Below are 20,527 nucleotides of genomic sequence, written 5' to 3' on the forward strand. Positions count from 1 at the left end.
GGTCAGTTGTAGACGACGGTGTCGTAGTTGCGCCCGCGACCGCGCGTGCCGCGCTGGCGCATGGCGACGCGGTCGAGGCTGGCTTCCCAGGCGTCTGCGGCCGCGTTCGGGTCGATGGCGTTGATGACTACGCTCTCCACCACCACGCCAGGTGCTTCGTTCACCGTCGCCGGGGGGGAGGCGCTGGTGCCCGAGTTGCCACCGCCGGCGGAGGAGCCACCACTGCTCGGGGTGCTGGGCGTGGTGGTGGTGCCCTTCGCGTCCTGTGCGTTGAAGCGGCCGAGCGGCACTTTCCAATAGGTGGGAACGTTGGTGAGGGCCTCAGTCGCATTGTTGAGCGCGTCCACCGTTTTGTACGTCTGCTCAATCTCCTTTGCCTTCGCCTTCGCAGCGTCCCATGTGAGTCTCTCAAGGCTCACCATTGCATCCATCAGGCCGTCCGTGTCGGCCTTCGCTCCCTCCAGGCCGTCCGCCCAGTCGTTCAAGAAGTCGAACGGCTTGTCACCGAAAATGACAACCTTATTCGCGATGGCGCGGAAGACCTTCTGGATGACGCTGAGGATGCCGTTCCAGACGCTCTCCAGGCCGTAGATGATGCCCATGATGATGAGGCCCACCATCTTCAACACCTCGAACAGAGGCGGCAGCGTCTTCTCTGCAATCCAGACGAACGCTTGGATGATTGCCTCGATGGCTCCGCCGAACACCGCGAGGATGGGTGAGAGAATCTCCCCGATGAGGATGAGGAACGGCGCGAGCTGGCCGAGAGCCCGCCCAATCTGCTCGAGGATGGGCCCCAGGAACTGGCCCACCATGACGTCGAGCTGCAGCAGCGCTGCGACGAGCGGTTTCATCGGCTCAAGCAGTCGTCCGATGGAGTCGGCGATCTGCTTGATGGCGCCGTTCCCCATCTCGACGATGTCGACGAACGCCTGCGACCGCGAGAGCAGGTCCAGGATGACGGCGATGATGGCGCCCCAGATCCCGCCCATTTGGAATCCCTGGTAGGCGGATTCAGCAATCGCGTAGGCATCGCCGAGCCTCGAGAGGAACTTGTTAATCAGCGCATCACGCGCCTGCTGCATCCGATCCGCCATGTCCTTCGCGTTCTTGACGAGGGCGTCCTGGTACTCCTTTGCCCTCTTCATCGCTGGCTCGATGCTCTCTCGAAACAGGATGTCGAACTGCGGCCCCATGACGCTCTCACCAAGCCACTTCTGCTGGGCCTCAGCGATGCGCTTCTCCTGGAGCGCGTGCTCAACCATCATCTGCGTCACGTCGCGGACGGACTTCAGCGCTTCGCGTGCGAACGTCTGGATGTCGGAGAGGTTGTTGGTGGCCCCGACGTTCTCGATGTCGTTCTCCGACGGGGCTTGCGGCAACAGGGCCTTCATCTTCGAGGTGATGTCCTCGATGAACTCGCTGAGGCCGAGGTCTTTGTTGAGGAGAGCAAAGCCCCGCTTCGCAGAGTCGATGGCTGTCTTGAGGATGTCCGCGCTGACCGACGCACCGCCTGCGAGTGCATCTCTGGTGCGACTGGCAATTTCACTGACGCGGTTCAGCGCGTCCTGAGCAAAGCCCTTGCCGGCGTCCCACAACTCCTTTGAGCCCTTCTCGAGGTACTCCAACATCTTCTTGCCGGACGTGTTGGCCATGGCCTCGAACATGGCGGCCACGTCCTTCGCGCCGACGAACTTCGCCACCGGCGCGGCCATCTTGGAAATCCACCGCACCTGAGCGGCGATGAACTCGAATGCGACCTCCACTCCCCTTCGGAGGAAGCTCGTCAGGCTGGAGAAGATGTCGCCGACGAAGGTGGCGATGGTTTTGCCAAGCGCGATGGCGTCCTTTGCGACCTCGTCGAGCCACTGGGTGATGCCGCTGCCAGATTGCTCCCATGCATCACGGAGAACCGCAGTGAGCACTACGAGGGCACCCACGGCAGCCACCACGGCCAACACGGTGGCGGCCACACCTGCGAAGGGAGCCATGGTGGCGACCGCGTTTACGCGCATCGCCGCAAGGGCCGGTCCAATGTTCGCCAGGGTGGTAGGTAGGTTCTTGATTGCGGTCGCGGCAGTGGTGAGGGAAGTGGGGAGCGTCGTCCACATCTTCGCCGTGTCGCGTTTCCCAATGGCGGCGACGGCGTCGGCGGCCTTCACCGCTTCCTTGGAGATGCTGCCGAAGGCTTTCGTTACGTGCGGCGCCGCGGCGGCCCATGTCTTCGAGATGGCTACTGTCCCCTCCGCGAAGGACTTGCCGAAGACGATGCCGCGCTCGAGCGCCTTGAGTCCGGTACCGAGGATGAACGACCACTTCACGGCCGAGACGATGGCCTGCCGCTGACCGTCCGAGAGGTTGCGGTACCAGGCCACTGCCTCCTTGAGGAGGCGTGTCAGGTCCTTCACCAACGGGACAAGGTCCTTCGCAAACTCGATGGCCAGGGTGCGGGTGACGCCCTCCAATTCCTCCATGGCGTCGGCCATCTTCTTGTTGCCCTGAGCGCCGAGGATGAAGGCACCCGTGGCCGCAGCTGCGAGCGTGAGGAACCCGTCGGACATGTCGCCGAGGGCAGCAGCCCCCTTGCTGGCAAGCTCCTCAATCTCGTCGGCTGCCTCGCCAACAGCCTCGACGAGCTGCGAGAGATTCTTCACCGCATCGCCTATGGCCGCAGTGACGGAGACGTAGAGGTCTCCGACCTTGAGGCCGCCTGGGCCGTTGCCTCCTGACATGGTGCCGACTCCTCGAGAGCCCTACGTTGCGCAGTAGTTGGTGGTACGCGTGACGCGTCTACGGCCCGCCTCCGACCCGGTGCGCGGTGCCGCGCCGGTGTCGTGGACCTCTGCCTTCGCGTCTTGCGCTTCGAGCAGGTGGTCGGCGGCGATGGCGAGAATCCACCAGTACGGCTGAGCTGCCGCCTCCTGTTGCGTCCAGCCCTGCATTCTTGCGACCCGGACCTCCAGTGCTAGGTCTGGGTCGCTTCGGAGTTTCCCTGGATTCTCTCCACGACGGCGCCGTTCGCCCCGAGGGCGCCCACCACATCCTCCTGGATGTCCAGCAACCACTCGGCGTTCTCGACGAGGTTCTCGATGACCTCGGGATTCTTCCTGTCGTAGAGCGGGCGAACGCCATCTGGGGCATACAGAACGGAGGCCGCCATGCGTGCCATGAGCCTCATGGCGCAGCCCCCGTCCTTGGGCTTGTCCTGCTCGTCCAGTTCACCGGCCTTGCGAGCCTCCGAGAGAAGCATGGCCATGACGGTCCTGGGCGGGCGCCGGATGATGAGGTGAACCGCCTCGCCACCCACGTCGAGGGTAATTTCCTTGTAGAGACGGGGCAGGGGAGTGAGCTTGCTTTGCAGGTCGATACTCATGGGGTGAGTCTCCGGTGGTAGGGGAGATGGATGGGGACGTGGGTCAGATGGGGACCGGGGCCCCGTTGAACTTCAGGGGGTAGTTGAAGGACTGCGCCGTTCCGGCCTCGAAGTTCTTCTCGTCGGACTCGGCGTACACCTCGTAGCGCAGCCCCTTGCTGCCGGCTGCAGCGGTGGGGTTGGAGATGACGTGGATGAAGAAGGGGGTACGCGTCTTCTTGGCGTTCGCCATCACCTCCTGAGTCGCGCTTCCCGTCTTGCGCTTGCCCTCGATGGAGCCGCTCAGGGAGGACCAGACGGGCACGTTCTCGCTGTAGCCGGGGGAGTTGAGGAACTTCTCCTCCTCGAACTCGTCCGTGTCCGTCACGCCGAACTTGGTGCCGGCCTCGAGCTTGTTCGCGTCGGAGAGCGCCTCGTCGGCCGTGGCGGTGATGTGGATTGGAACCTTGTGAGAGATAACGAAGGACATGCATGCCTCACTTCTGGGGGAAGAACTTCGCGAGGGACTTCGGGAGTTGCGCTGCCACGCCCTTGCGCAGTTGCGCGCGCGCCCCGCGCTTCGCGGCATTTCGGAGCCAGTTGGGCGGGGGTTTCGTCTTCTCGCCCCAGTGCCAGCCCGCGTGAATGGGTCCGGCCTGGGGGTGCTCGTACCCTGTGGTCGCGGTGGTGCTCATGCGCTCGGGGTTGTGGTGGGGCAAGGCAACGAATGACGTGTCCGCGAGGTTGAGCGGGTCATCCGGAGCTCCGCCGCGGGGGACTGAGAAGTTGGCGCGGTCGGCGATGTTCTGGGCCACGTCGATGACGACGTGGTCCAGATCGCGCAACACGTCCTTGTACCGGGAGCGCAGCTTTTGGAGGTTGGAGTCGTCGAACTCCACCTTCACCCGGGCCCTGTAGTTGCGCGCCTTCGCCATGCTCCGGAGAAGGGGCGGCGTTCAGTCCGAGGAACTGGCGGAGAGGTACTCCAGGCTGACGCTGAAGCTCCAGCGCGGCCGGTCCTGCTCGTCCGGGCCGTTGTAGATGGGGGCCCCGTCCTCCGGGTCCACCGTCACGTACCCATCCGGGTGCAGGTCGTACAGCGCCGACCAGGCCGCGCGTGCGCGGGCGCCGTCGACCACGTAGCTGTTCGGTTCCCTGGTGCCTCGAACCAGCACCGACACCGACTCCCGGTGGTAGCTCTGGCCTGTATTGGCCAGGTACTGCTCCGGCTCCTCCGCCCCCGAATGGAGGCAGGAAATCATGGCGTCCGGAGCACTCGCCGGGAACGGGCCAGCGTAGATGGTGGGCGGGGTGCTGGTGGTGCTGCCCAGGCCCGCAGCCTCGAGCAGCAGCGCCACTTCCACCTCCACGTCGCGAAGCCTCACAGCGACACCTCGTAGTGGTCCACCTGTCCCGTCTCCAGGTCCACGATCGGGGCGGCCTTCAATGGCTTTCGGCTCGCGCCGACCTTCGTGTGGTCCTCGCCGGGTGGCCACACGATGTCGTCCACCGTCACCTTGGCGGTGGTGAGGATGAAGAACTCGGCCACCACCTGCCGGCCGTCCGCTGCGCGTACCATGCGGCCCGATGGCTCGCACCGGCAGGGGGCCGGGCCCGCGGGGCCGTACGTCTCCGTCCCTCGGAAGTCCGGCCCGGTACTCTTGGCGATGTAGAGCGTCTGCCGCATGTCCTCTGCGATGATGCTGCTCACGCCTTCCTCCGGTGGTGTTTGTAGTGGCGCCCGGCGAGCTGGCGCGCGAGCGTCGGGACGACGCTGGGGTCCGAGCGCCACGTTACGGAGCCGGCGCCCGCGGTGCGCGCGATGACGTTGGGGTCCCTCCCGGCCGGCCGGTACAGCGCCGCCAGGGTGATAAGCGCGGCCTCTTCCAGCTCGGCTGGGAGGTCGCTCTTCAGCGTGCTGGAGGGGTCAGCCTCAAGCACCGGCGCCACCTGGCCTGGAGTGCGCCAGCCGGCGTCGAAGCGGACGGTGATCAGCCCCGTGTCGTGCGACATCAACGCAGTGGACGAGATGCCCGTGGAGTAGGTGCCGGTGAACGGCCAGCCTCCTGTGCGTCGGACGAGGCGCCCCTGTGTCGGGCTCTCCAGGTGGTAGTTGCTGGCGTCCAACTCCGTGCCGCCCACGGTGACGCTCAGAACCCGTCGCACCGCACCCGAGGCGAGCCACAGGTAGACGCCACCCTCGCTGGGCACCGTCTCCTCCACGCTCTCGCGCAGGTGGGCGTCGTAGCCCAGCCAGTTGGCCAGGGCGAGGCTCGCCGCGGCAATGATGCCCGGGAGGTCCCCATCCGTCGTCGGTACCTTCAGGCGGTCGGCCGCGCGCTGCAGTGTCATGAAGTCGAATGGCGTGGGCACGGCTACACCCCACGTCCAGCGCGCGCGTGGGTGCGCAGCTCGGTGATAGGCGACATGGGATACCTGGAAACGAGAACCGGGGAGGCAGCCGGGAAGGGCCACCTCCCCGGCCGGGGACAGCAAGGGTGGGCTACTGCGCGACCGGCAGCGCCTCGTAGCCGCCGAGCGTCACGTGGGCGCTCACGGCCTGCCTGGGCGAACTGCCGCCGGTGAAGCCCAGCACCAGTTTCACGCGGCCGATGCTGTGGCCCTCGGGGAGCATGCCGAGGGAGAAGTCCTTCCGGGCGGACTTCTCGTCGCCGGTGAGGCTGACGGTGGCGCCGGGGTACTCCTTCCAGGCGGCGCCGTCGGCGGCCGTGCCAGCCGGGGCCGTCTCGAGGGTGAACACGTGGTTCTGGGCGGTGGGGCCGCCGCTGGCGGTGCCGCTCATCACCGTGAGGACGGCGCTGCGCGCCCCCTGAAGGCTGAAGGGGTCGCCGTCCGTGTACGTGTTTGCTGCCAGCAGCGATGGCGGGTAGCCCTTCGGGCCGGCAGTGTCCGCGACGTGACCGACCGTGGAGAGGGTCGCGCCGATGTTGTTGAGAGAGTGGTGCAGGGCCATGGTTCCTCTGGGGTACAGCGGGAAGGGAGGGCCGGGCCCGTGCAGCACCCGGCCCGCCAGCATCAGGCGTAGACGATGGAATCGATGACGCAGAACGTGCTGTCGTAGCGGAGCTTGAGGTCCACGTAGCCCACGCCCTTGAACGTCACGAGGTCGCGCGTGAACTTCGGCTCCGCCATCTCGATGAGGATGCCGGACTCGGGAGCCTCGCCGCCAAAGCCCATGCCGTAGCTCGTGGTGTCCCACAGACCGAAGATGATGAGGTCCTTGCCGCCCGTCCCCGCGCCGCTGATCGAGTCGGTGACGTAGTACGGGTAGCCGTTGAGCGTGCCGGCGTCGAGCTGCTGGCGGAAGATCCACCCGGCGCCGTCACGCAGCGACTTGAGACGCTCGAGCGTCTTGGAGGAGAAGACCCAGCCGGGCTTCGCGCCCTGGAAGGGGTGCTTGCTCTCGCGGACGATGCGCTCGGCCTTGTCCAAATCACCGATGATCGCCTCTCGGTTGGCCTGGGTGTATGCGGCGGAGGCGTTGAAGACGTTCGCCTTCTTCACCTGGCGGATGAGCCCCGTGGGCCGGGGGCCGCTGCCGTCACCGATGAGGCACTGCTGGTCGCTCTTTACGCCCATGGCATTGAGCAAGTCGGTGGTGAAGGTCTCCTCGCCGCCCGCGAAGGTGGGATCGCGCAGCATGTCCCGCGTGGGCTCGATGATGCCCATGATCTTCTTGGGGGCGAGCACCACCATCCCCGTGTCGATCTCGCTGGCGGTGGGCTCCTGGCCAGGCTCGACGAACTCGGCCTTGGCGCCCGAGTTGAGGCGGCCCAGGTTTTTGCGCGCTCCGTGCACCGCCTCCGGACGGGCACCTGCCTGCAGCACCACGGTGGCGTCGTACAGAATGCCGATGACGTCAGTGGCGTAGTCCTCGCCGAGCAGCGAGCCGCCCGCAGAGAACAGGGCGCCGGTGGGGCTACCGCTCTTGGCGACGAAGAGGGACTGCGCCTCGGTCGCCGCCTTCACGCACGCGTCCGACAGCGCCTTGGGTACCAGGCCGGACTCGGCGGCGAGCTGGAGGTAGCTCGCCTTGGCGGCCAGCCCCATGAGGGCGCGCAGCGCCTTGCGCCGCTCGGCGGGCTTCATGCCCTTGGCGGTGGCAGTGGGCTGGATGGCGGGTTGTGCGGCCTTGATGGCGGCCACCGTCTCCTCCACGCGCTTGGCAACGATGGCCTCGAGCGCCTTCTGCTGCTCGGGGGTGAACAGGTTCTTCATGCTGGTGTCCTCGGGTGAGGGGTACGCGGTAGACGGAGGGGAGAAGGGGCGGGGCTCATGTGCAGAAGAGGAATCGGGTGCGCCCGCTGGCGCTCTTCTGTTCCTCGGGCCTTGGCTCGGGCTGTTCGGTGTCGGCCGCCTTGGGCTCCGTCTCGGTGTCCGCCGGCTGCTCCTCCGTCGGCGTCTCCTCGGAGGACTTCGTCAGCGACGCCTGCAGCTGGGCCAGCGCCTCCATGCAAGGCTTCATCGCCTCGGTGACGGCGGCCTTGATGGCGTCGAGCGTCTCCTGGTCGAGCGCCTTCGCCTTCGTGGGCTCACCCTCCGTCGGCGGCTCGGTCTGGGTCTCCTCGTTCTTTCCGTTCGTGTTCTTCACGCGTTGGGCCTCCCTCACAGCGGGGACGTTGGTGATGCTCAGCTCGCAGAGCTCCGCAGAGAGGTAGTCCCACCCCCCCTCGTCGTTGTTCTCGAAGTCGTCGATGATGAAGCCGATGGAGCACGTGCGCAGGGTGCCCTCGGCCACGAGGGCGGACACGTCGCGCGCCAGTTGCGTCACCTCGGAGAAGGTGATTTCCGCCAGCCACTCCTCGCCCTCCTGGTACACGCGCGCGGTGCCGATGGCGGGCTCGCGGTCGTTGTGGTTCCAGAGCACCACCGGGTTGCTCGCGTAGGCCTCCACCTTGAGCGCGGTGGGCAGCATCCTGTCGAGGTGCCGGTCCAGCGTCGCCGCGGTGATCCGGAAGACGGGCTTGCCCGTGGCCTGCGCTCCGGCACCCTCGGCCTTGCGAACGAGCTGGCCGATGGCCTTCACGCGAAGTGGCTGCTTCGGGGTCGTGGTGGGCTTCGTCATGTTGGCGGAGAAGGGTCGGACTCAGTCAGCCGCGGGCCCGCGCGGCGGCGGCGGGTTCTTCGGTTCGGTGGGGTGCTCGTCCTGGACGGGCTGAGCACCGGGCAGCGGGAGGAATCGCTTCCCCTCCAGCTCGGGGTCGGCCGGGTAGCCAGCGAGCTTGCGCAGCTCGTTCATCGTGAAGGCCGGGTTGGGCGCGGCCGTCATCGCCGCCAGGGCCCGCTCGAAGGCCTGTGGGCGCGGGTCGTCGAAGTCCAGCAGCGCGTCTGGGTCCACCTTGGGGACGAGGAACTTCTGGAAGCCTGCTCGGAGGAAGTCCAGCACCGGCAGCACGGCATGCTCGGCGAGGTTGTACTTCGCCTCCTCGGAGGTGGCCCGGGTGGAGCTGGCCAGCTTGCCGATGATCTCCGGGTTGACGTTGTAGCTCTCGCGCATGAAGTCCCGGAGGGCTTGCTCTATCTGCAACGTCTGCATGTTGCGGTTGTTGGGCTGGATGACGGTGGCCGTCGTGTCACCCGCCACGAAGAAGGGCTTGCCCGCCTTGTCGGGCGAGCCGTGCTCCGTCTGGAAGCGCTTGGTGGCGTCCTCCACCAGAGACTCCGGGGGCAGTGTCGCCGCCTCGTCGGGTTTGATTCCCACGATGACGTCGGGGAACGGACCCCGCTCGAAGCCCGCCTTCATGGACGTCTGGATCGCCTCGGAGGTGTCCAGCTCATCGCCGAGAGCCAAGCCTCGCCCTGCTCCGCGCCCCTCCGGGTTCTCTGGGTCGAGGTGCTTCAGCCAGATGATGTCCGTCTCGGGGATGGCTCCGCTGAAGAGGTTGTAGCTCACCTGGTAGGAGGGCTGCTGCTCCGTCGGCGTGGTGAGCACCGCGTGCGGCGGCAGCACCTCGAAGCCCACCACCGTCCCGTCCTCGGCGCGGCGCAGCCAGAGGAAACACTCGCCCGGCCCGTCGAGGTAGATGCACATGAGCTTGCGTACCTCGAGCCCCGGGTGGCGCGGGCTCGGGTCCTCGATGAGGCGCTGCACCAGGTGGCCTTCCACCTCAACGATCTGTTTCGACTCCAACGCCTTGCGGCGCAGCGCCGCGCGCTCCTCGGGCGTGGCGTGCTTCCACGAGTACGAGAGCGCGTGGGCGTCGTCCTTATTGACGGGTTTGTAGACGCGCCACCGGACGCGGGCGGCAGCTGCGGCTTTCGTCTCCACGGGGACGCGCAGCCCCGCGTGGTCCTTGTAGTAGCGGCACCAGACGCGGCTACCGCGCCGGACACCGAAGGGCTGGAGCGGGACGCCGCGGGGGAGCGCGCGAGAGGACTTGCCGGAGCCGGTCCACAGGGCGCCGAAGAAACGCTTCACACGAGAGAGGAGGCCAGCCATGCCCAGGAGAAGGGGCGCGCGGACTACTCCTCTCCCTGCTCGGCCTCGTCATCGTCGGGCGTCTCGGCATGCTCCTCGGTGCCCCGCCCGCGCCACGTCTTCACGAGGTACAGGTAGAGCGGCCACACCATGGCGTCGACGCGGTTGTCCTTCCCTCCGGCTTTGCCGGTGAACTTGCTCAACTCAGCCTCGAGGTCGTGGTGCTTGCCCACCATGTGCACGCAGGGCGGGACGGCCTGGGCGAGCGACGCCACGGGGCGCGCGCGGTCCGCCTTGGACTCGCTGATGTTCCGCCTTCCGCCAGCTCGCCGCAGCATGACGGGCACCTTCGCGTTCTCGGTGCGGATGGTGTGTTTGACCATCGTCCCGCCCGTGTTGCTCTCGGCGAAGATGAACGACTTGTTCGGCGGCGCCATGTCGCGCCAGGCCTGAAAAAGCTTCACTGCCGCCCGGGCCCACTCCGCTGGGTTCGCCGTGCGCATGGAGGCGTCCTTGAGGATGTAGGCGTGATCGAGCCCATCCCCCTCTCGGCGGATGCCTACGGCGCAGATGCCCACCATGTCTGACGTGTCCTTATCGCCAGACGCCGGGTCCACCGACACCACCAGCATGTCGAAGAGCGGGAGCTCCTTGCCCTCGCTGTCGGTGCGCTTCGGGATGAGCTCCCAGCGCTTCACGCGCGAGCCCTCCCAGTTGACCGCCCCGAAGATGCTGGCGTCCAGGTCGCCGAACACCAGCGCGCCCATGTGCTCGCGCAGGGCCAGGACGTCGCCGCCGGCGACCATCGCCCGCCACTGCCGAACGCTGTCCTCGTCCAGATTGGCCGCGTTGTCGAAGGAGCTGGAGCGCGCGAGCACCAGGCCCTTCTTCTCCTCCAGCAGCTTGCGGAAGACAGGGGTGGGGGCGGGGGTGGTGGTGACGACCTGGCGCGCGGGAATGTTCCGCTGGCGCATCCGCCGGGTGACGTGGCGGCGCGTCTTCCGGCACTCCTCGAGCACGGCCGGCGCCTTCTCCTCGCCAGGCCAGGCCACCATCTCATCCAGCCACTCCCACGAGTAGCCCGGTCCGCGCAGGCGGTTGGCGTCCTGCGCGGGTATCCAGAACGCCTTGGCCCCGTTCGGGAAGTGGAGCTCGTGCGCGGCCCAGAGCACGGCGGGCTGAAACCAGGGCGGACACAGGGTGAGAAGGCCACTGGGCCCCTCGAGCATCGTCTGCACGATGTCGCGCAGGGTGGGGCCCACCAGGAGGATGCGGGCCTCGGGGTCCTCCATGGCCTCCTGGATGGTGGCGCAACTGCCGGCGTGCGTCTTCCCGGCACCACGCCCCCCGCAGAAGAACCACGTGCGCCAGACGCCGGGTGGGGGCTGCTGCACCGGGCGGAGGCTGAACCGGGGCCAGAGCGCCAGGGCCAGCTTCTCCTCGGCGAAGTGCAGGCCGAGCAGCTTATCGAGCTCCGTTACCCCTCCGTGGACCCGCTGGGCCTCGAGCGCCACCTTCTCGAGCAGGGAGTACCGGCCCACCGTCTCAGGCGTGCGAATGGGGAGCTTCGCGAGATCATCACGGAGCTGCATCGCCGCCCCCGCTGTCCGGTGCCGGAGGTGGGGCGGCAAGGGCCTCGCGCTCGGCGTGGTCACGGAGGAAGCGCTGGAGCTTCTCCTCGACGATGCGCACCGCGTCGTCCGGCGTCAGGGCAATGAAGCCCGCGGCGCCCGTCCCCCCGGGGCCGCCCGCCGGGACACTGTAGTTCTTCGGGTCGCTGACGGTGAGGCGCCACTTCCACCACGCGGTGCTGGCCTTGGTGCCGGCCGCCAGCTTGTCGCCCGTCTTCCGGAGCCACCGCTGGAAGCTCGTGCGCGCGTACTCCACCTCGACATAGAGCCGGGTGTAGTCGTCCGTCCGCCCCTCGTCCGCATGCGTCTTTCCGCGCTGGAGCCACTGCCCGAGCGCGCCCTCCGTGGCACCCACCCGGGCGGCGGCCTCGCGCAAGGTGTCGCCCTCGGCCACGGCCCGGGCGAGCACCTCTATCCATTCCGGCTGCAGCGTGGAGCGCGGTCCGGGGAGCCGCAGGGGGCGGTAGCCGTCGAGAGGGTCCGTCAGCTCGACGCCCTCGGCGTCGGCCGCGTCCTCTTCCTCCTGCCTGTCTCTCCTCGGCCGCGCCATGCCCTGGAGAAGGGGCGGGTTCGCCCCTCCCGGGGGCTTACGTCAGGCGTCCGCCGGGGCAGGCTTGACGGCGAGGCTCTCGAGCAGAGCTCTGGCCGCGGCATCGATGAGCTGCCGGACGGGGTCGTTTGGCTCAACGTTCAGGACGAGCGCACGCGCCTCCGCCAGGGTGCGCGCAGCAGAGGTGAGGTCGACGGGCGCCTCGGCCAGCTCCTCGTCGTTGGGCGAGATGTTGAGGGTATCGACGGTGGCCCTGGGCGGGTCGAGCTTCTCCAGCAGGGAGACCGCCGTCCCCAGGGTGGCGACGAGCGAATCGGCTCGGCCCTCCAGCCGGGACATGGTCGCCTCGGCCTCGGCGGCTTCGACGGTGATGGTGAACTCCCCCGCCTTCAGGCCCTTGCCGCTCCTGCCCACTGCCTTGCGACGCTCGTGCTCCGCGATGATGGCCTGCGCCGCAACCTCCCAGCGCTCCTGCGTCAGGGCACGGCTGCCGGCCGGATGGTCGCTCAGCTCGTTCCAGGTCGGGATCGGCCGCCCATCGAAGGTGGCCCACCGGCCGAAGGGGCCCGGGTGGTTGCCGTATGCGTCGAAGCCCACCTGTCCGAAGCTCGTCGGCTCGGCGGCGGTGGCGGGGGTGCTGTTCGTCGGGGTCGTCATGGGTGCCCTCCTGGGCGGTTGGGGTGACGCCGACGAGAAGGGGCGTCAGAGGCCCGCCACGCCACGCGCGCGCAGCTCCATCGCGAAGCACCACCTCGCGGCGCCCACGGCCCAGCGGCCCGCCTGGGGATTCAGAGACCCCAAAAAACAGGGGGGGTCGGCTTACAGATCGCCGGGATTTTCGGGGAATTTCGCCGCGCGAAATTGCAGGGCGCCGAGCAATCCTAAATTTGGCCCGCAGGCCGGTTTTTGGGGGTGGGGGTCCCACACGCGGGGCATTTCAATCCCACTGTACGTCCCGGCATGTAGGACAACCGCGCTGCCGCGCCTCCGCCTCTTCTTCCTGGGCATGAGCACGCCGTCCCCCGCCTCCGAGCCCAGGCTCTCCCCGTGGATCCCCTTCGCGCTGTCCGTCGCGCTCGGCGCTGCGCCGGGGCTCTTCGCTCTCGGGCGGTACTCGCGGGATGTGGATGACCTGCGCGGGCAGGTGGCCGAGCTTCGGGCCTGGAAGGAAGCCACGGGCGCCACCCTCGCCGAGATGAAGGCCGACACCAAGGCGACTCGTGAGGACGTCGCCGCCATCAAGCAGGCGCTGATGAACGCCGGTGCCGCCACGCTCTGGCCGCCTTCCGCCTCCGCCTCCTCGCGCGCCCGCTGACCCATTCACCCGGGCCGGGCATGCCGCCCGCCCACAACCCAGGAGCAGTCCATGTCCGAGCAGAAGCCCACCATCGGGCGCGTCGTCCACTACGTCCTCGGCGAGGAGGCCGGTAGCCGCAAGGGAGAGGTCCGGCCCGCCGTCGTGGTCGCCATGCGCCATCCCGAGATGCCCAACCTGCAGGTCTTCCTCGACGGCCCGAACGACCAGCCGGGCACCTTCACGCAGGGGAGCAGGCTCGACGGCTCCAACCTGTGGCGCGGGAGCGTGCCCTTCGGCGGGCCCGACCAGCCGGGGACCTGGTTCTGGCCCCCGCGCAGTTGAGCCAGTCGCTGCATCGTCTCGGGCCCGGACTCCACCTCGGAGCCGGGCCCTTACTTTTGGTGCTCGACATCTCTGGTGGATCATCGGCCGACGGCAAGCATAACCATGTAGAACTGTTGGTGTTTTGGTCGCCTACCCCAGTCGCTTCGGCCCTGTGGATCATCGGGCCCGCTCAGGCGCGACACAGGCTCCGGACGCTGCCGCTCCTTCTCGTGACCGGGGCACACCAGCCCCCTCACAACACGGAGCGCCCATGAGTCGCCTGTCGCTGTCTTCCCTCGCCGTCCTCACGCTGCTGTCCCTGTCCAGCCCCGCTCTGGCCGACACGAGCCCGCCCGCAAGCACCGGCGCGGCCACCGTCACCGCGCACCTGGTGCAGCAGGCCCAGGCCACCCCTCCCGCGGTGCTGAAGGCCCTGGAGCCACCGTCCATGCCCGACACGGCCCCGCCCACCGAGGTGACGCTCGGTGAGGTCGTCAAGCTGATTGCCCAGGCGGTGGCCTCGCGGAACTGGGGCCTGCTCGCGTGCGCCCTGGTTCTCGGCGCCGTCTACGTGGTGCGTCGCTTCGGTGCGTCCCGGGTGCCTTGGCTGAGCTCGGACGCGGCCGGTGTCGCACTCTCGGTGGTGGCTGCGGCCGCGCTCCAGCTGTCCGCGGCGTTGGCGTCCGGCACGCCCGTGACGCTCGCCCTGGTGCTGGGCATCCTGCTCACCGCGGCGGGCGCCTCGGGCCTGTTCAGTTGGGGGAAGAAGCTGACCGCCGCGGCGAAGACCTCGAAGGTGGTCGCCCGGCCCGCGACGCGCTGACCTGGCGCACCTCATGAAGCACGAAGGGCCCGGTCTCCGTCTTGGAGCCGGGCCCTTTTGCTGCTAGCACTGAACGCCTGATGCGGCCGGCGAGGGGGGCTTGGTGATTCTGCGCTTTGAGGGAGCATAACCTGTGGAGCGTTAACGACCATGCGGTCGCGCCTCCATGGCAGATGGGACATGATACCAACCTTCATCAAGAGGCTCCGACGCGAGGTGCTGCTTGTCGCGATGAATCTGGGACATCCACGCTTCATTCGTCGGCAGCTTGCTCGACGCAGAAGGCGTGAAGTCAGTGCGGCAGGCATGAAGGCTCGATTGAGCCAAATCGACATAGGCAAATCAAAGGAGGTGTTGGCTAGATACCGCGAGACGCTAGACAGCGTCAGGAACGCCGAGATGCTTGCGCAGCTAAATCCGGGCGAGTTTCATGGTGATGAGCTGGCCAGCCTAAAGCGTGCTCGTCAGGCCTTAAACGACACTACGCTCGTGGTCGCGGAGCAGGAGGCGCATGTTGCATCCGTCGAGCAACTCAGGAGGGAGCTTGATGATCTTGAGGATGGCGAGCGATCCTCGACCCGTAAATACAAGAGACTCGTGTTTTATTGGAACATCCTTCTGACAATGCTTGCGCTTTCGCTTGTCTCGTCGATAAGGAAATCAGGTATTGTTCCTTGGTTTATCATCTACGTCGCCTCCGGAGGATTGGTGGCTAGATGCGTGGGGGTTTCCGTTGCGCTGGCGTCCGGTGTCGGTCTTTACTGGCTGAGAAAACGCTCACGAAGATTGTACGCCGCTCTCGAACTCGGCTTTGCTCTCATGGCTGCGTGGACGTCGCTGGGGTACTCGACTCTACTTAACGAAACAACCAAACAGGTGTCGATTATTGGTGCGATTTATCTCATTGTGCGTGCGCTCGATAACTTTGCCCAGGGGCAGAAGGCAGTCGAGGAACTTCACAAGAGACGTGTGAATTTGGCTGCGTTGCGCTCACGCAAGGCGAGCACCGTCGGCTCCCTCGTGCGCCCGCCCACAGAGTCATGAGACACTGAGAATACTCTGCAATCAAGCACCGCCGAGGCGGGTGAATGGCATCTAATTAACGCTGGGCCGTCACTACATGCGGCCTACTCCTTCTTCACCATCAGTGGATGGTGTCGGCATGTGTCTCCGGCCGTGTCAGGACTGCGTGGGCGTTGGTTTCTTGGTTGTCAGGAGGATGGTCATCCCAACCGCTACGGCTGTTCCGACGTAGCATGCTCGGCCCATGCTATCGCGTACCTCGTCCGGACCTGGGGATTGCCATCCAACTCGCAGGCCGCCTGTCGCGGCTCCACCTCTGCGCCCTCCTGATGCACGAAGGGCCCGGCCTCCACCTCGGAGCCGGGCCCCTTCCATGCTTTCGGGGTGTTCAACGGCACGAGCGCCGCGCTACTACAGTCCCTGCTCCTGGTTCGTCTTCCGCATGGGGTCAGGCAGTACCTCGGGCGGCACGAACCAGATGGGGATGGCGCGGGCGGGCGCGGTGGTGATCACTCCCTTCGCGTTCAGGACCAGGTTGGCACCGGCGAGCCCCAGGGCAAGGCGGAGTTGCTCCACGTCCTGGCCGCTGAGTCGGCCGGAGGCGAGTCTCTCGATGATGGCCCCCAGGTTGAGGGCAGGGAACGCGGCGGCAGTCTTCGCGCGGAATGAGGGAGCGGTGATGGCACTGCGCGCCCGGCTGAGCACCTTCGCATCAGGGAAGAGGCTCGGGCCGTAGGCGGGGGAGGTGTCCCAGTCCGCGTGGTTGGCCTTCCACTTCTCGACCAGGGCGAGATGGTCCACGCCGGCACTCCCGGAGCCTCCACTTCCTCCACCGCCGCGGCATTGCTCGGTGTGGTTGTCGCGGAGCTTGTCCATGGCCCCGCCTCGTGCCTCCGCCTCGTCGGTGACGAGGGGGGCCCGCTCTGGCTCCCTTGCGGCGGGCTCGGCCGTCTCCAAGGTGTGCATGCCGTCTTTCCCGGCCATGTGGACGAGGAGGGGGCCAGCGCCCCCCAGCGCCCCGAGCACCTGCACCCGGCGGAACATCGTGAGCTGGAGCCAAGCGGTGATGCAGGAGAGGTCCTGCGGCGTGAGCCCGGGGTTGACCCGGGCGATGGTCTTCGTGATGGCGTCCGACCTCGAGCAGATGCGGCCCCATACCTCACTGTTCAGCCCGGGCATGGGCGTGTCGGGGCCGAGGGCCGCGACCGCCGCCGTGGAGGTGAGGAGGGACAGGCTCAACAGCAGGGGTAACGCTCTCTTCATGGTGTCTCCTGTGCGCCCCCAGCGCGCGGAGTGCGCCCGGGGTCCACGGAGAGAAGAGGTGCCCGTCAACCGCGCGGGGCCGCGCTCCCGGTGCCAGCGCAGGTGTCGCAGGACGTGGGGACGAGGCACGTGCCCCCATCCAGCGGCTCGCCGTCCCCGGTGCCGCCGCAACTCTGGCAGCGCCCCACGCCCATGGCGGCGGCCCGGTGGGCGAGGAAGAGCTCCCGCTCGAGCTGCGAGCGCATGCCCCCGGCGTCCACGCTGAGTAGCCGCTCCTCGTGGCGGAGGCTGGTGGCGTCCCGGTGCCGGAGAGCCCAATCCTCGTATGCGGCCTGATCGAGCGTCACCCTCTGCAGCTCGGCCTCCGCGGTGGCGAGGCGGGCCCGGACGTCGGCCTGGCGCGCCTCGAGGCCCTCAGCCTCCGGCCGGAGACGCTCGGCGCCGATGGGGTCCACCTCGGCGAGTTCGGCCAGCAGCTGGGCCAGGGTGGGCGGGGTAGGGGCGGACGACGGGGTCGGGCAGGGCATGGGGCTCCTCCGGGGAGGGGGGGGGTGGAAAGACACGAGCCCCGGAAGGAGGGGGGATGTCCTTCCGGGGGTCGCGGAGGCCGGGGCTAGTCGGCCTCTATTCGTGGGACCATGTGGGGTGGCACTCGCCCTTCACCCCGTGCTCCGGGCAGTGCCACTTGTACCAGTCGCAGCGGCATTGCTTGGCCACGGCCTTGTCGCAACACCGCCGGATGCTTCGGAGGTTCCCGGGGCCGAAGGGTGACTTGGGCTCTTCGGGCTCTGGCACGCCCATCAACTTCCGGAGGCGCGGGGTGAGGAACATCGGCATGCCGGAGAGAAGGGGCGGGCCGTGGCGTCCCTGGACATGGACGGACAGGCACCACTCGTGCACGCATCCCTGCCTGCGACGCCTTCCTCCCGCGTCGCGCCGAGGAACACGATGCGACCCTACTACTCGAACGACTCCGTCACCCTGTACCACGGCGACTGCCGCGACCTGTCGCTGGACCCCCTGTCTCACTCCGTGGACCTGCTGCTCACCGACCCGCCCTACGGCATGGCCTACGAGGGGAGCAGCGCGGGCGGAGCGCCCATCCGCGGGGACGGCTCGCGCCAGGGGGTGCGCGTGCTGCGCCAGGCGCTCTCCGTCGTTGGCAGCGTGCTCGCGCCGGACGCGCATGCCTACGTCTTCTGCCACTGGGAGAGCTGGCCCGACTTCTTCGACGCCGTCTCCTGCCACGCCCGGGTGAAGCAGGCCCTCATATGGTGGAAGGCGCGTGGCGGCTCCGGCGACTGCGCGGCCGGGTACGCGCCGGACTACGAGGTGGTGCTGTACGCGTCCGGGCCGAAGCGCCGGCCGCTCGCCGGGAAGCGCCACGGGGCTGTCCTGAAGGACTTCCCGCCGGTGCCCCCGCGCCAGCGCACGCACCCCACGGAGAAGCCGGTGCCGCTGCTGGCCCACCTGATTGGGAAGTCCTGCCCGGCGGGCGGGCTGGTGTTGGATCCCTTCGCTGGCACCGGGGCCACGCTGGTGGCGGCGCAGCAGCTCGGCCGCCGGGCCGTGGGTGTTGAGCTCGAGGAGCGCTACTGCGAGGCGGCCGCACGCCGGCTGGAGCTCGCCGCAGGAGTGGGGCCCAGTCGCGCGGCGTGAACCAGGTGCTGCTCGCGGTTGTGGGCCGGGTCAGCTCTGGGTGGGCTGCTCGTCCCTCTGCTCCTGCTGCGCACCGGCGGGGACCTTGTTGAGACGGACGACTTCCGGGGCCCGCTGCTGCTTAGCGGGTTTCGTGCTCTGCACGGGTGGGGACGGCGGGGGTTGCGGACGCGGCCGGGCTTGGCGCTCGCGGCGCTGGAAGTCGCGGAACGTGACAGGGAAGCCGTACTTGACGGCGTTGTTGGCCGCCAATGTCTCCATGCGCTCTACGTAGCCGCGCAGCTTCTCCACCTGCTCGGGCGTGGCGCCCGCCTCGGGACACATCTCGTCCACCATGGCGTCCATGTAGTCGAGGAGGGCCTCCCACTTCTTGATGCTCTTCCAGTAGGTGGTGGCGGGGTTGTCCGTGCTCATCGCGGAGGAGTGTTCCACCGGGCCCAGGGTGGAAGCCAGCGCGCCGACCTGGCCGCAGTGGAGCTCCATCCCAGTACCGCCGCAGGCGTCGCCGGGTGGCCTGCAGTTGAATGTGCCCGCGTCGATGCGCTCTCCCTTGCCGCTGCCGCACGTCCGGCAGCGCTTCCGCCCGGGGCTGCCGTCACACCTCCGCATGACCCCGCGCTGCTCCCTCCACTCTCCCGCGCGGGAGACCGGCGGAGTTCGCGCGGGATGCTCGCGGGGAGAGATGCGCCTCCAGCTCCCAGGGGACGGTGAATACCCACCGAGGGACAGCGTCGGTGCGGGTGAGGTACAACCGGGCGCGGGAGGGCCGCGCCTTGTCGAAGGACCAGCACCAACGGGTAGTCCAGCTCGGGCCGTACCAGCTCGGGCCGAGGTACAAGCACACAGGAGAATTTGGTCGCATTTTTCGGGCTCGCCGTGCCGAAACTGGAGCCCCAGCGCTGGTTCTCCAGCCGACCGCGCGTCAGGCGGAGGACGCGCCGCTGACCGACTGGCAGGTGCGCCTCACTTCTTCCGTGGCGCCTGCGTACTTCGCGCTCGAGGTGGAACGTCCGCCGACGTCGGCTCACCCGGTTGATGCTGCCGAGGAGCTCGGGTTTATGGTTGAGGACGCAGAGCGCGTGCTGCAGGTGGCCATGATGCGTCCAGGGACGCTGGAGTTCTTGAGCACCCCGCCCCATCGGCCCCGCGAGAGTGCCCCGCGAATCCAGAGCCGGCGTCGCATCGCGCTGGCCGCTGGGATCGGTGCTCTGGTCGCCGCGGCCTTGTTGGCGTTCACCCACCGCGCGAGTCCAGGTGTCCAGGTGGTCGTAGACGCTGATGCAGAGGGGGCGGGCACGGGATGGGGCGGTTCGGGAAACGTGGCCGATGATGTGGTGCTCACCAGCGCGACGGACACCGAGCCCATTGTGCTGGCCCGTCCGATGCCGAAAAGCCCCTTCGACAACCAGAAGCGTCCGCCGTGCAAGAAGCCCGTAGAGGTGGAGGCCTTCGGCGGGTGCTGGGTGCCGCACGAGATCCGTGCCCCGTGCCCGGACGACCTCTACGAGCGTGAGGGGAAGTGCTACCTGCCGGCCGCGAAGCCGAAGGCCACTCCCGCCGCCGTCTCGCTCCAACCTCTTGCGGTCCAGTCGGAGTAGTAGTAACGATTTGACCCAGTTTCCGACTTACCTGCTGTTGGACCATCGCTGAATTGCGGCAGCGATCCCATCGGCAGACCACCCAACCAAGGGGGCTCCACGCCTAGTGGCCGCCCCTTCTCTAGACCGGCCCACTGGTACGTCCACGGGCTCGTCGGCAGCGCCCCGCCGGTGCCCGCAATCACCGGACGGGGCGTTTGTTTTTGGGGTGCGCGGTGGAGCAGGTCGGTGGTGTCCAGCCTCCTCACTTAGCCGTCTTTACCGGCGTGTCTGCCGCTCGTGTCGGCCGCGCGTCGGCGGTGCCCCGACTGGTGCCCGAGAGCACTGTCGGGACGCCGTTTCCCCTTCAGAAGCTGCGCAGCTCGCGCACGCGCCGCGAGTGCTGGAACTCACGTGCGTCCGGGTCTACGGCGACCTGTCGCACGGAGTACCCGACAACCTTCGTCACCACCGCTCGAGTCGTCCGAGGCGCGAGAGTCCGCATTCCGAGACGGGGCGGGCCAACCGGTGGATGGCCACGGGTTCCAATCGCCAGCACACCTGTCGTTACGCATCAAACGGCGTGGCA

24 protein-coding genes are annotated in these 20,527 nt (G+C 67.9%); 6 read left to right on the top strand and 18 right to left on the bottom strand.

Features of this window, described 5'->3' with window-relative positions; translation table 11 throughout:
• Positions 1-2: 2 nt before the first annotated feature.
• The 15 genes from DAT35_RS36365 to DAT35_RS36435 all read right to left on the bottom strand — a co-directional run bounded on the left by DAT35_RS36365 (position 3) and on the right by DAT35_RS36435 (position 12,629).
• A complete protein-coding gene (locus DAT35_RS36365; protein ID WP_108073849.1) occupies positions 3-2,732 on the bottom strand; it encodes a hypothetical protein in 2,730 nt (909 codons plus the stop codon).
• 21 nt (positions 2,733-2,753) lie between these two features.
• Positions 2,754-2,942, bottom strand: a complete 189-nt coding sequence (locus DAT35_RS36370; protein ID WP_108073850.1) for a hypothetical protein — start codon at positions 2,940-2,942, stop codon at positions 2,754-2,756.
• 23 nt (positions 2,943-2,965) lie between these two features.
• A complete protein-coding gene (locus tag DAT35_RS36375) occupies positions 2,966-3,373 on the bottom strand; it encodes a hypothetical protein (protein WP_108073851.1) in 408 nt (135 codons plus the stop codon).
• A gap of 43 nt (positions 3,374-3,416) precedes the next feature.
• A complete protein-coding gene (locus DAT35_RS36380; RefSeq protein ID WP_108073852.1) occupies positions 3,417-3,842 on the bottom strand; it encodes a hypothetical protein in 426 nt (141 codons plus the stop codon).
• A 7-nt stretch (positions 3,843-3,849) separates the two neighbouring features.
• Complete coding sequence (locus DAT35_RS36385; protein ID WP_108073853.1) at positions 3,850-4,287, bottom strand: hypothetical protein; 438 nt, start codon at positions 4,285-4,287, stop codon at positions 3,850-3,852.
• A gap of 21 nt (positions 4,288-4,308) precedes the next feature.
• Positions 4,309-4,737: a minor capsid protein gene (locus tag DAT35_RS36390; RefSeq protein WP_108073854.1), complete on the bottom strand. Its 429-nt coding sequence runs from the start codon at positions 4,735-4,737 to the stop codon at positions 4,309-4,311.
• On the bottom strand, positions 4,734-5,063 hold the full coding sequence (locus DAT35_RS36395; RefSeq protein WP_108073855.1) for a hypothetical protein: 330 nt from the start codon (positions 5,061-5,063) through the stop codon (positions 4,734-4,736). Before DAT35_RS36395 ends, DAT35_RS36390 begins: the two co-directional genes overlap by 4 nt.
• Positions 5,060-5,725 (bottom strand): hypothetical protein, encoded by a 666-nt coding sequence (locus DAT35_RS36400; protein ID WP_108073856.1) that lies wholly within the window; start codon positions 5,723-5,725, stop codon positions 5,060-5,062. Before DAT35_RS36400 ends, DAT35_RS36395 begins: the two co-directional genes overlap by 4 nt.
• A gap of 130 nt (positions 5,726-5,855) precedes the next feature.
• On the bottom strand, positions 5,856-6,326 hold the full coding sequence (locus DAT35_RS36405) for a hypothetical protein (RefSeq protein ID WP_108073946.1): 471 nt from the start codon (positions 6,324-6,326) through the stop codon (positions 5,856-5,858).
• Between the two features lie 62 nt (positions 6,327-6,388).
• Positions 6,389-7,591, bottom strand: coding sequence for a phage major capsid protein (locus tag DAT35_RS36410; RefSeq protein ID WP_108073857.1), 1,203 nt, complete (start codon positions 7,589-7,591; stop codon positions 6,389-6,391).
• A gap of 55 nt (positions 7,592-7,646) precedes the next feature.
• The gene (locus DAT35_RS36415) at positions 7,647-8,438 is read right to left on the bottom strand and encodes an HK97 family phage prohead protease (protein WP_108073858.1); all 792 of its coding nucleotides are present in this window, start codon (positions 8,436-8,438) and stop codon (positions 7,647-7,649) included.
• A 21-nt stretch (positions 8,439-8,459) separates the two neighbouring features.
• Positions 8,460-9,791 carry a phage portal protein gene (locus DAT35_RS36420; protein WP_158502056.1) on the bottom strand — a complete coding sequence of 444 codons (1,332 nt, stop codon included), beginning with the start codon at positions 9,789-9,791 and terminating at the stop codon, positions 8,460-8,462.
• Between the two features lie 44 nt (positions 9,792-9,835).
• Positions 9,836-11,383: a terminase large subunit domain-containing protein gene (locus tag DAT35_RS36425; protein WP_108073860.1), complete on the bottom strand. Its 1,548-nt coding sequence runs from the start codon at positions 11,381-11,383 to the stop codon at positions 9,836-9,838.
• Positions 11,370-11,972: a hypothetical protein gene (locus DAT35_RS36430; RefSeq protein WP_108073861.1), complete on the bottom strand. Its 603-nt coding sequence runs from the start codon at positions 11,970-11,972 to the stop codon at positions 11,370-11,372. Before DAT35_RS36430 ends, DAT35_RS36425 begins: the two co-directional genes overlap by 14 nt.
• Before the next feature lie 42 nt (positions 11,973-12,014).
• Entirely contained in the window at positions 12,015-12,629 is a 615-nt protein-coding gene (locus DAT35_RS36435; protein WP_108073862.1) for a hypothetical protein, read from the bottom strand.
• A 349-nt stretch (positions 12,630-12,978) separates the two neighbouring features.
• Between DAT35_RS36435 and DAT35_RS36440 the strand changes: the two genes are divergently transcribed.
• The 4 genes from DAT35_RS36440 (at position 12,979) to DAT35_RS36455 (ending at position 15,460) form a co-directional block, all read left to right on the top strand.
• A complete protein-coding gene (locus tag DAT35_RS36440) occupies positions 12,979-13,287 on the top strand; it encodes a hypothetical protein (RefSeq protein WP_108073863.1) in 309 nt (102 codons plus the stop codon).
• Positions 13,288-13,338: 51 nt separating this feature from the next.
• Entirely contained in the window at positions 13,339-13,611 is a 273-nt protein-coding gene (locus DAT35_RS36445) for a hypothetical protein (RefSeq protein ID WP_108073864.1), read from the top strand.
• Between the two features lie 253 nt (positions 13,612-13,864).
• Positions 13,865-14,416 (top strand): hypothetical protein, encoded by a 552-nt coding sequence (locus DAT35_RS36450; protein ID WP_108073865.1) that lies wholly within the window; start codon positions 13,865-13,867, stop codon positions 14,414-14,416.
• A gap of 180 nt (positions 14,417-14,596) precedes the next feature.
• Entirely contained in the window at positions 14,597-15,460 is an 864-nt protein-coding gene (locus DAT35_RS36455; RefSeq protein WP_158502057.1) for a hypothetical protein, read from the top strand.
• Between the two features lie 390 nt (positions 15,461-15,850).
• Here the strand turns inward: DAT35_RS36455 and DAT35_RS36460 are convergent, their stop codons facing one another.
• Both DAT35_RS36460 and DAT35_RS59405 read right to left on the bottom strand, forming a co-directional pair.
• On the bottom strand, positions 15,851-16,702 hold the full coding sequence (locus tag DAT35_RS36460; RefSeq protein ID WP_108073867.1) for a hypothetical protein: 852 nt from the start codon (positions 16,700-16,702) through the stop codon (positions 15,851-15,853).
• 65 nt (positions 16,703-16,767) lie between these two features.
• Entirely contained in the window at positions 16,768-17,229 is a 462-nt protein-coding gene (locus tag DAT35_RS59405; protein ID WP_158502058.1) for a hypothetical protein, read from the bottom strand.
• Positions 17,230-17,650: 421 nt separating this feature from the next.
• Here DAT35_RS59405 and DAT35_RS36475 point away from each other — a divergent pair, with 421 nt between their 5' ends.
• The gene (locus tag DAT35_RS36475) at positions 17,651-18,361 is read left to right on the top strand and encodes a site-specific DNA-methyltransferase (protein WP_108073868.1); all 711 of its coding nucleotides are present in this window, start codon (positions 17,651-17,653) and stop codon (positions 18,359-18,361) included.
• Between the two features lie 30 nt (positions 18,362-18,391).
• Here the strand turns inward: DAT35_RS36475 and DAT35_RS36480 are convergent, their stop codons facing one another.
• Positions 18,392-18,970: a hypothetical protein gene (locus DAT35_RS36480; RefSeq protein WP_146210045.1), complete on the bottom strand. Its 579-nt coding sequence runs from the start codon at positions 18,968-18,970 to the stop codon at positions 18,392-18,394.
• Positions 18,971-19,419: 449 nt separating this feature from the next.
• On the opposite strand from DAT35_RS36480, the gene DAT35_RS36485 reads away from it, so the two are divergent.
• The gene (locus DAT35_RS36485; protein ID WP_233261933.1) at positions 19,420-19,959 is read left to right on the top strand and encodes a hypothetical protein; all 540 of its coding nucleotides are present in this window, start codon (positions 19,420-19,422) and stop codon (positions 19,957-19,959) included.
• Positions 19,960-20,527 lie beyond the last annotated feature (568 nt).

Origin of the sequence: Vitiosangium sp. GDMCC 1.1324 (assembly GCF_003044305.1) — a bacterium.
Classification (GTDB): Bacteria; Myxococcota; Myxococcia; order Myxococcales; family Myxococcaceae; genus Archangium.

Excerpts from the sequence above, each read along its gene's own strand:
- DAT35_RS36410 (WP_108073857.1), bottom strand. The coding sequence starts at position 7,591 with ATGAAGAACCTGTTCACCCCCGAGCAGCAGAAGGCGCTCGAGGCCATC.
- DAT35_RS36445 (WP_108073864.1), top strand. The coding sequence starts at position 13,339 with ATGTCCGAGCAGAAGCCCACCATCGGGCGCGTCGTCCACTACGTCCTC.
- DAT35_RS36425 (WP_108073860.1), bottom strand. The coding sequence starts at position 11,383 with ATGCAGCTCCGTGATGATCTCGCGAAGCTCCCCATTCGCACGCCTGAG.
- DAT35_RS36430 (WP_108073861.1), bottom strand. The coding sequence starts at position 11,972 with ATGGCGCGGCCGAGGAGAGACAGGCAGGAGGAAGAGGACGCGGCCGAC.
- DAT35_RS36440 (WP_108073863.1), top strand. The coding sequence starts at position 12,979 with ATGAGCACGCCGTCCCCCGCCTCCGAGCCCAGGCTCTCCCCGTGGATC.
- DAT35_RS36475 (WP_108073868.1), top strand. The coding sequence starts at position 17,651 with ATGCGACCCTACTACTCGAACGACTCCGTCACCCTGTACCACGGCGAC.
- DAT35_RS36480 (WP_146210045.1), bottom strand. The coding sequence starts at position 18,970 with ATGCGGAGGTGTGACGGCAGCCCCGGGCGGAAGCGCTGCCGGACGTGC.
- DAT35_RS36450 (WP_108073865.1), top strand. The coding sequence starts at position 13,865 with ATGAGTCGCCTGTCGCTGTCTTCCCTCGCCGTCCTCACGCTGCTGTCC.
- DAT35_RS36455 (WP_158502057.1), top strand. The coding sequence starts at position 14,597 with ATGATACCAACCTTCATCAAGAGGCTCCGACGCGAGGTGCTGCTTGTC.
- DAT35_RS36460 (WP_108073867.1), bottom strand. The coding sequence starts at position 16,702 with ATGAAGAGAGCGTTACCCCTGCTGTTGAGCCTGTCCCTCCTCACCTCC.
- DAT35_RS36375 (WP_108073851.1), bottom strand. The coding sequence starts at position 3,373 with ATGAGTATCGACCTGCAAAGCAAGCTCACTCCCCTGCCCCGTCTCTAC.
- DAT35_RS36435 (WP_108073862.1), bottom strand. The coding sequence starts at position 12,629 with ATGACGACCCCGACGAACAGCACCCCCGCCACCGCCGCCGAGCCGACG.
- DAT35_RS36485 (WP_233261933.1), top strand. The coding sequence starts at position 19,420 with ATGGTTGAGGACGCAGAGCGCGTGCTGCAGGTGGCCATGATGCGTCCA.
- DAT35_RS36405 (WP_108073946.1), bottom strand. The coding sequence starts at position 6,326 with ATGGCCCTGCACCACTCTCTCAACAACATCGGCGCGACCCTCTCCACG.
- DAT35_RS36380 (WP_108073852.1), bottom strand. The coding sequence starts at position 3,842 with ATGTCCTTCGTTATCTCTCACAAGGTTCCAATCCACATCACCGCCACG.
- DAT35_RS36385 (WP_108073853.1), bottom strand. The coding sequence starts at position 4,287 with ATGGCGAAGGCGCGCAACTACAGGGCCCGGGTGAAGGTGGAGTTCGAC.
- DAT35_RS36415 (WP_108073858.1), bottom strand. The coding sequence starts at position 8,438 with ATGACGAAGCCCACCACGACCCCGAAGCAGCCACTTCGCGTGAAGGCC.
- DAT35_RS36365 (WP_108073849.1), bottom strand. The coding sequence starts at position 2,732 with ATGTCAGGAGGCAACGGCCCAGGCGGCCTCAAGGTCGGAGACCTCTAC.
- DAT35_RS36370 (WP_108073850.1), bottom strand. The coding sequence starts at position 2,942 with ATGCAGGGCTGGACGCAACAGGAGGCGGCAGCTCAGCCGTACTGGTGG.
- DAT35_RS59405 (WP_158502058.1), bottom strand. The coding sequence starts at position 17,229 with ATGCCCTGCCCGACCCCGTCGTCCGCCCCTACCCCGCCCACCCTGGCC.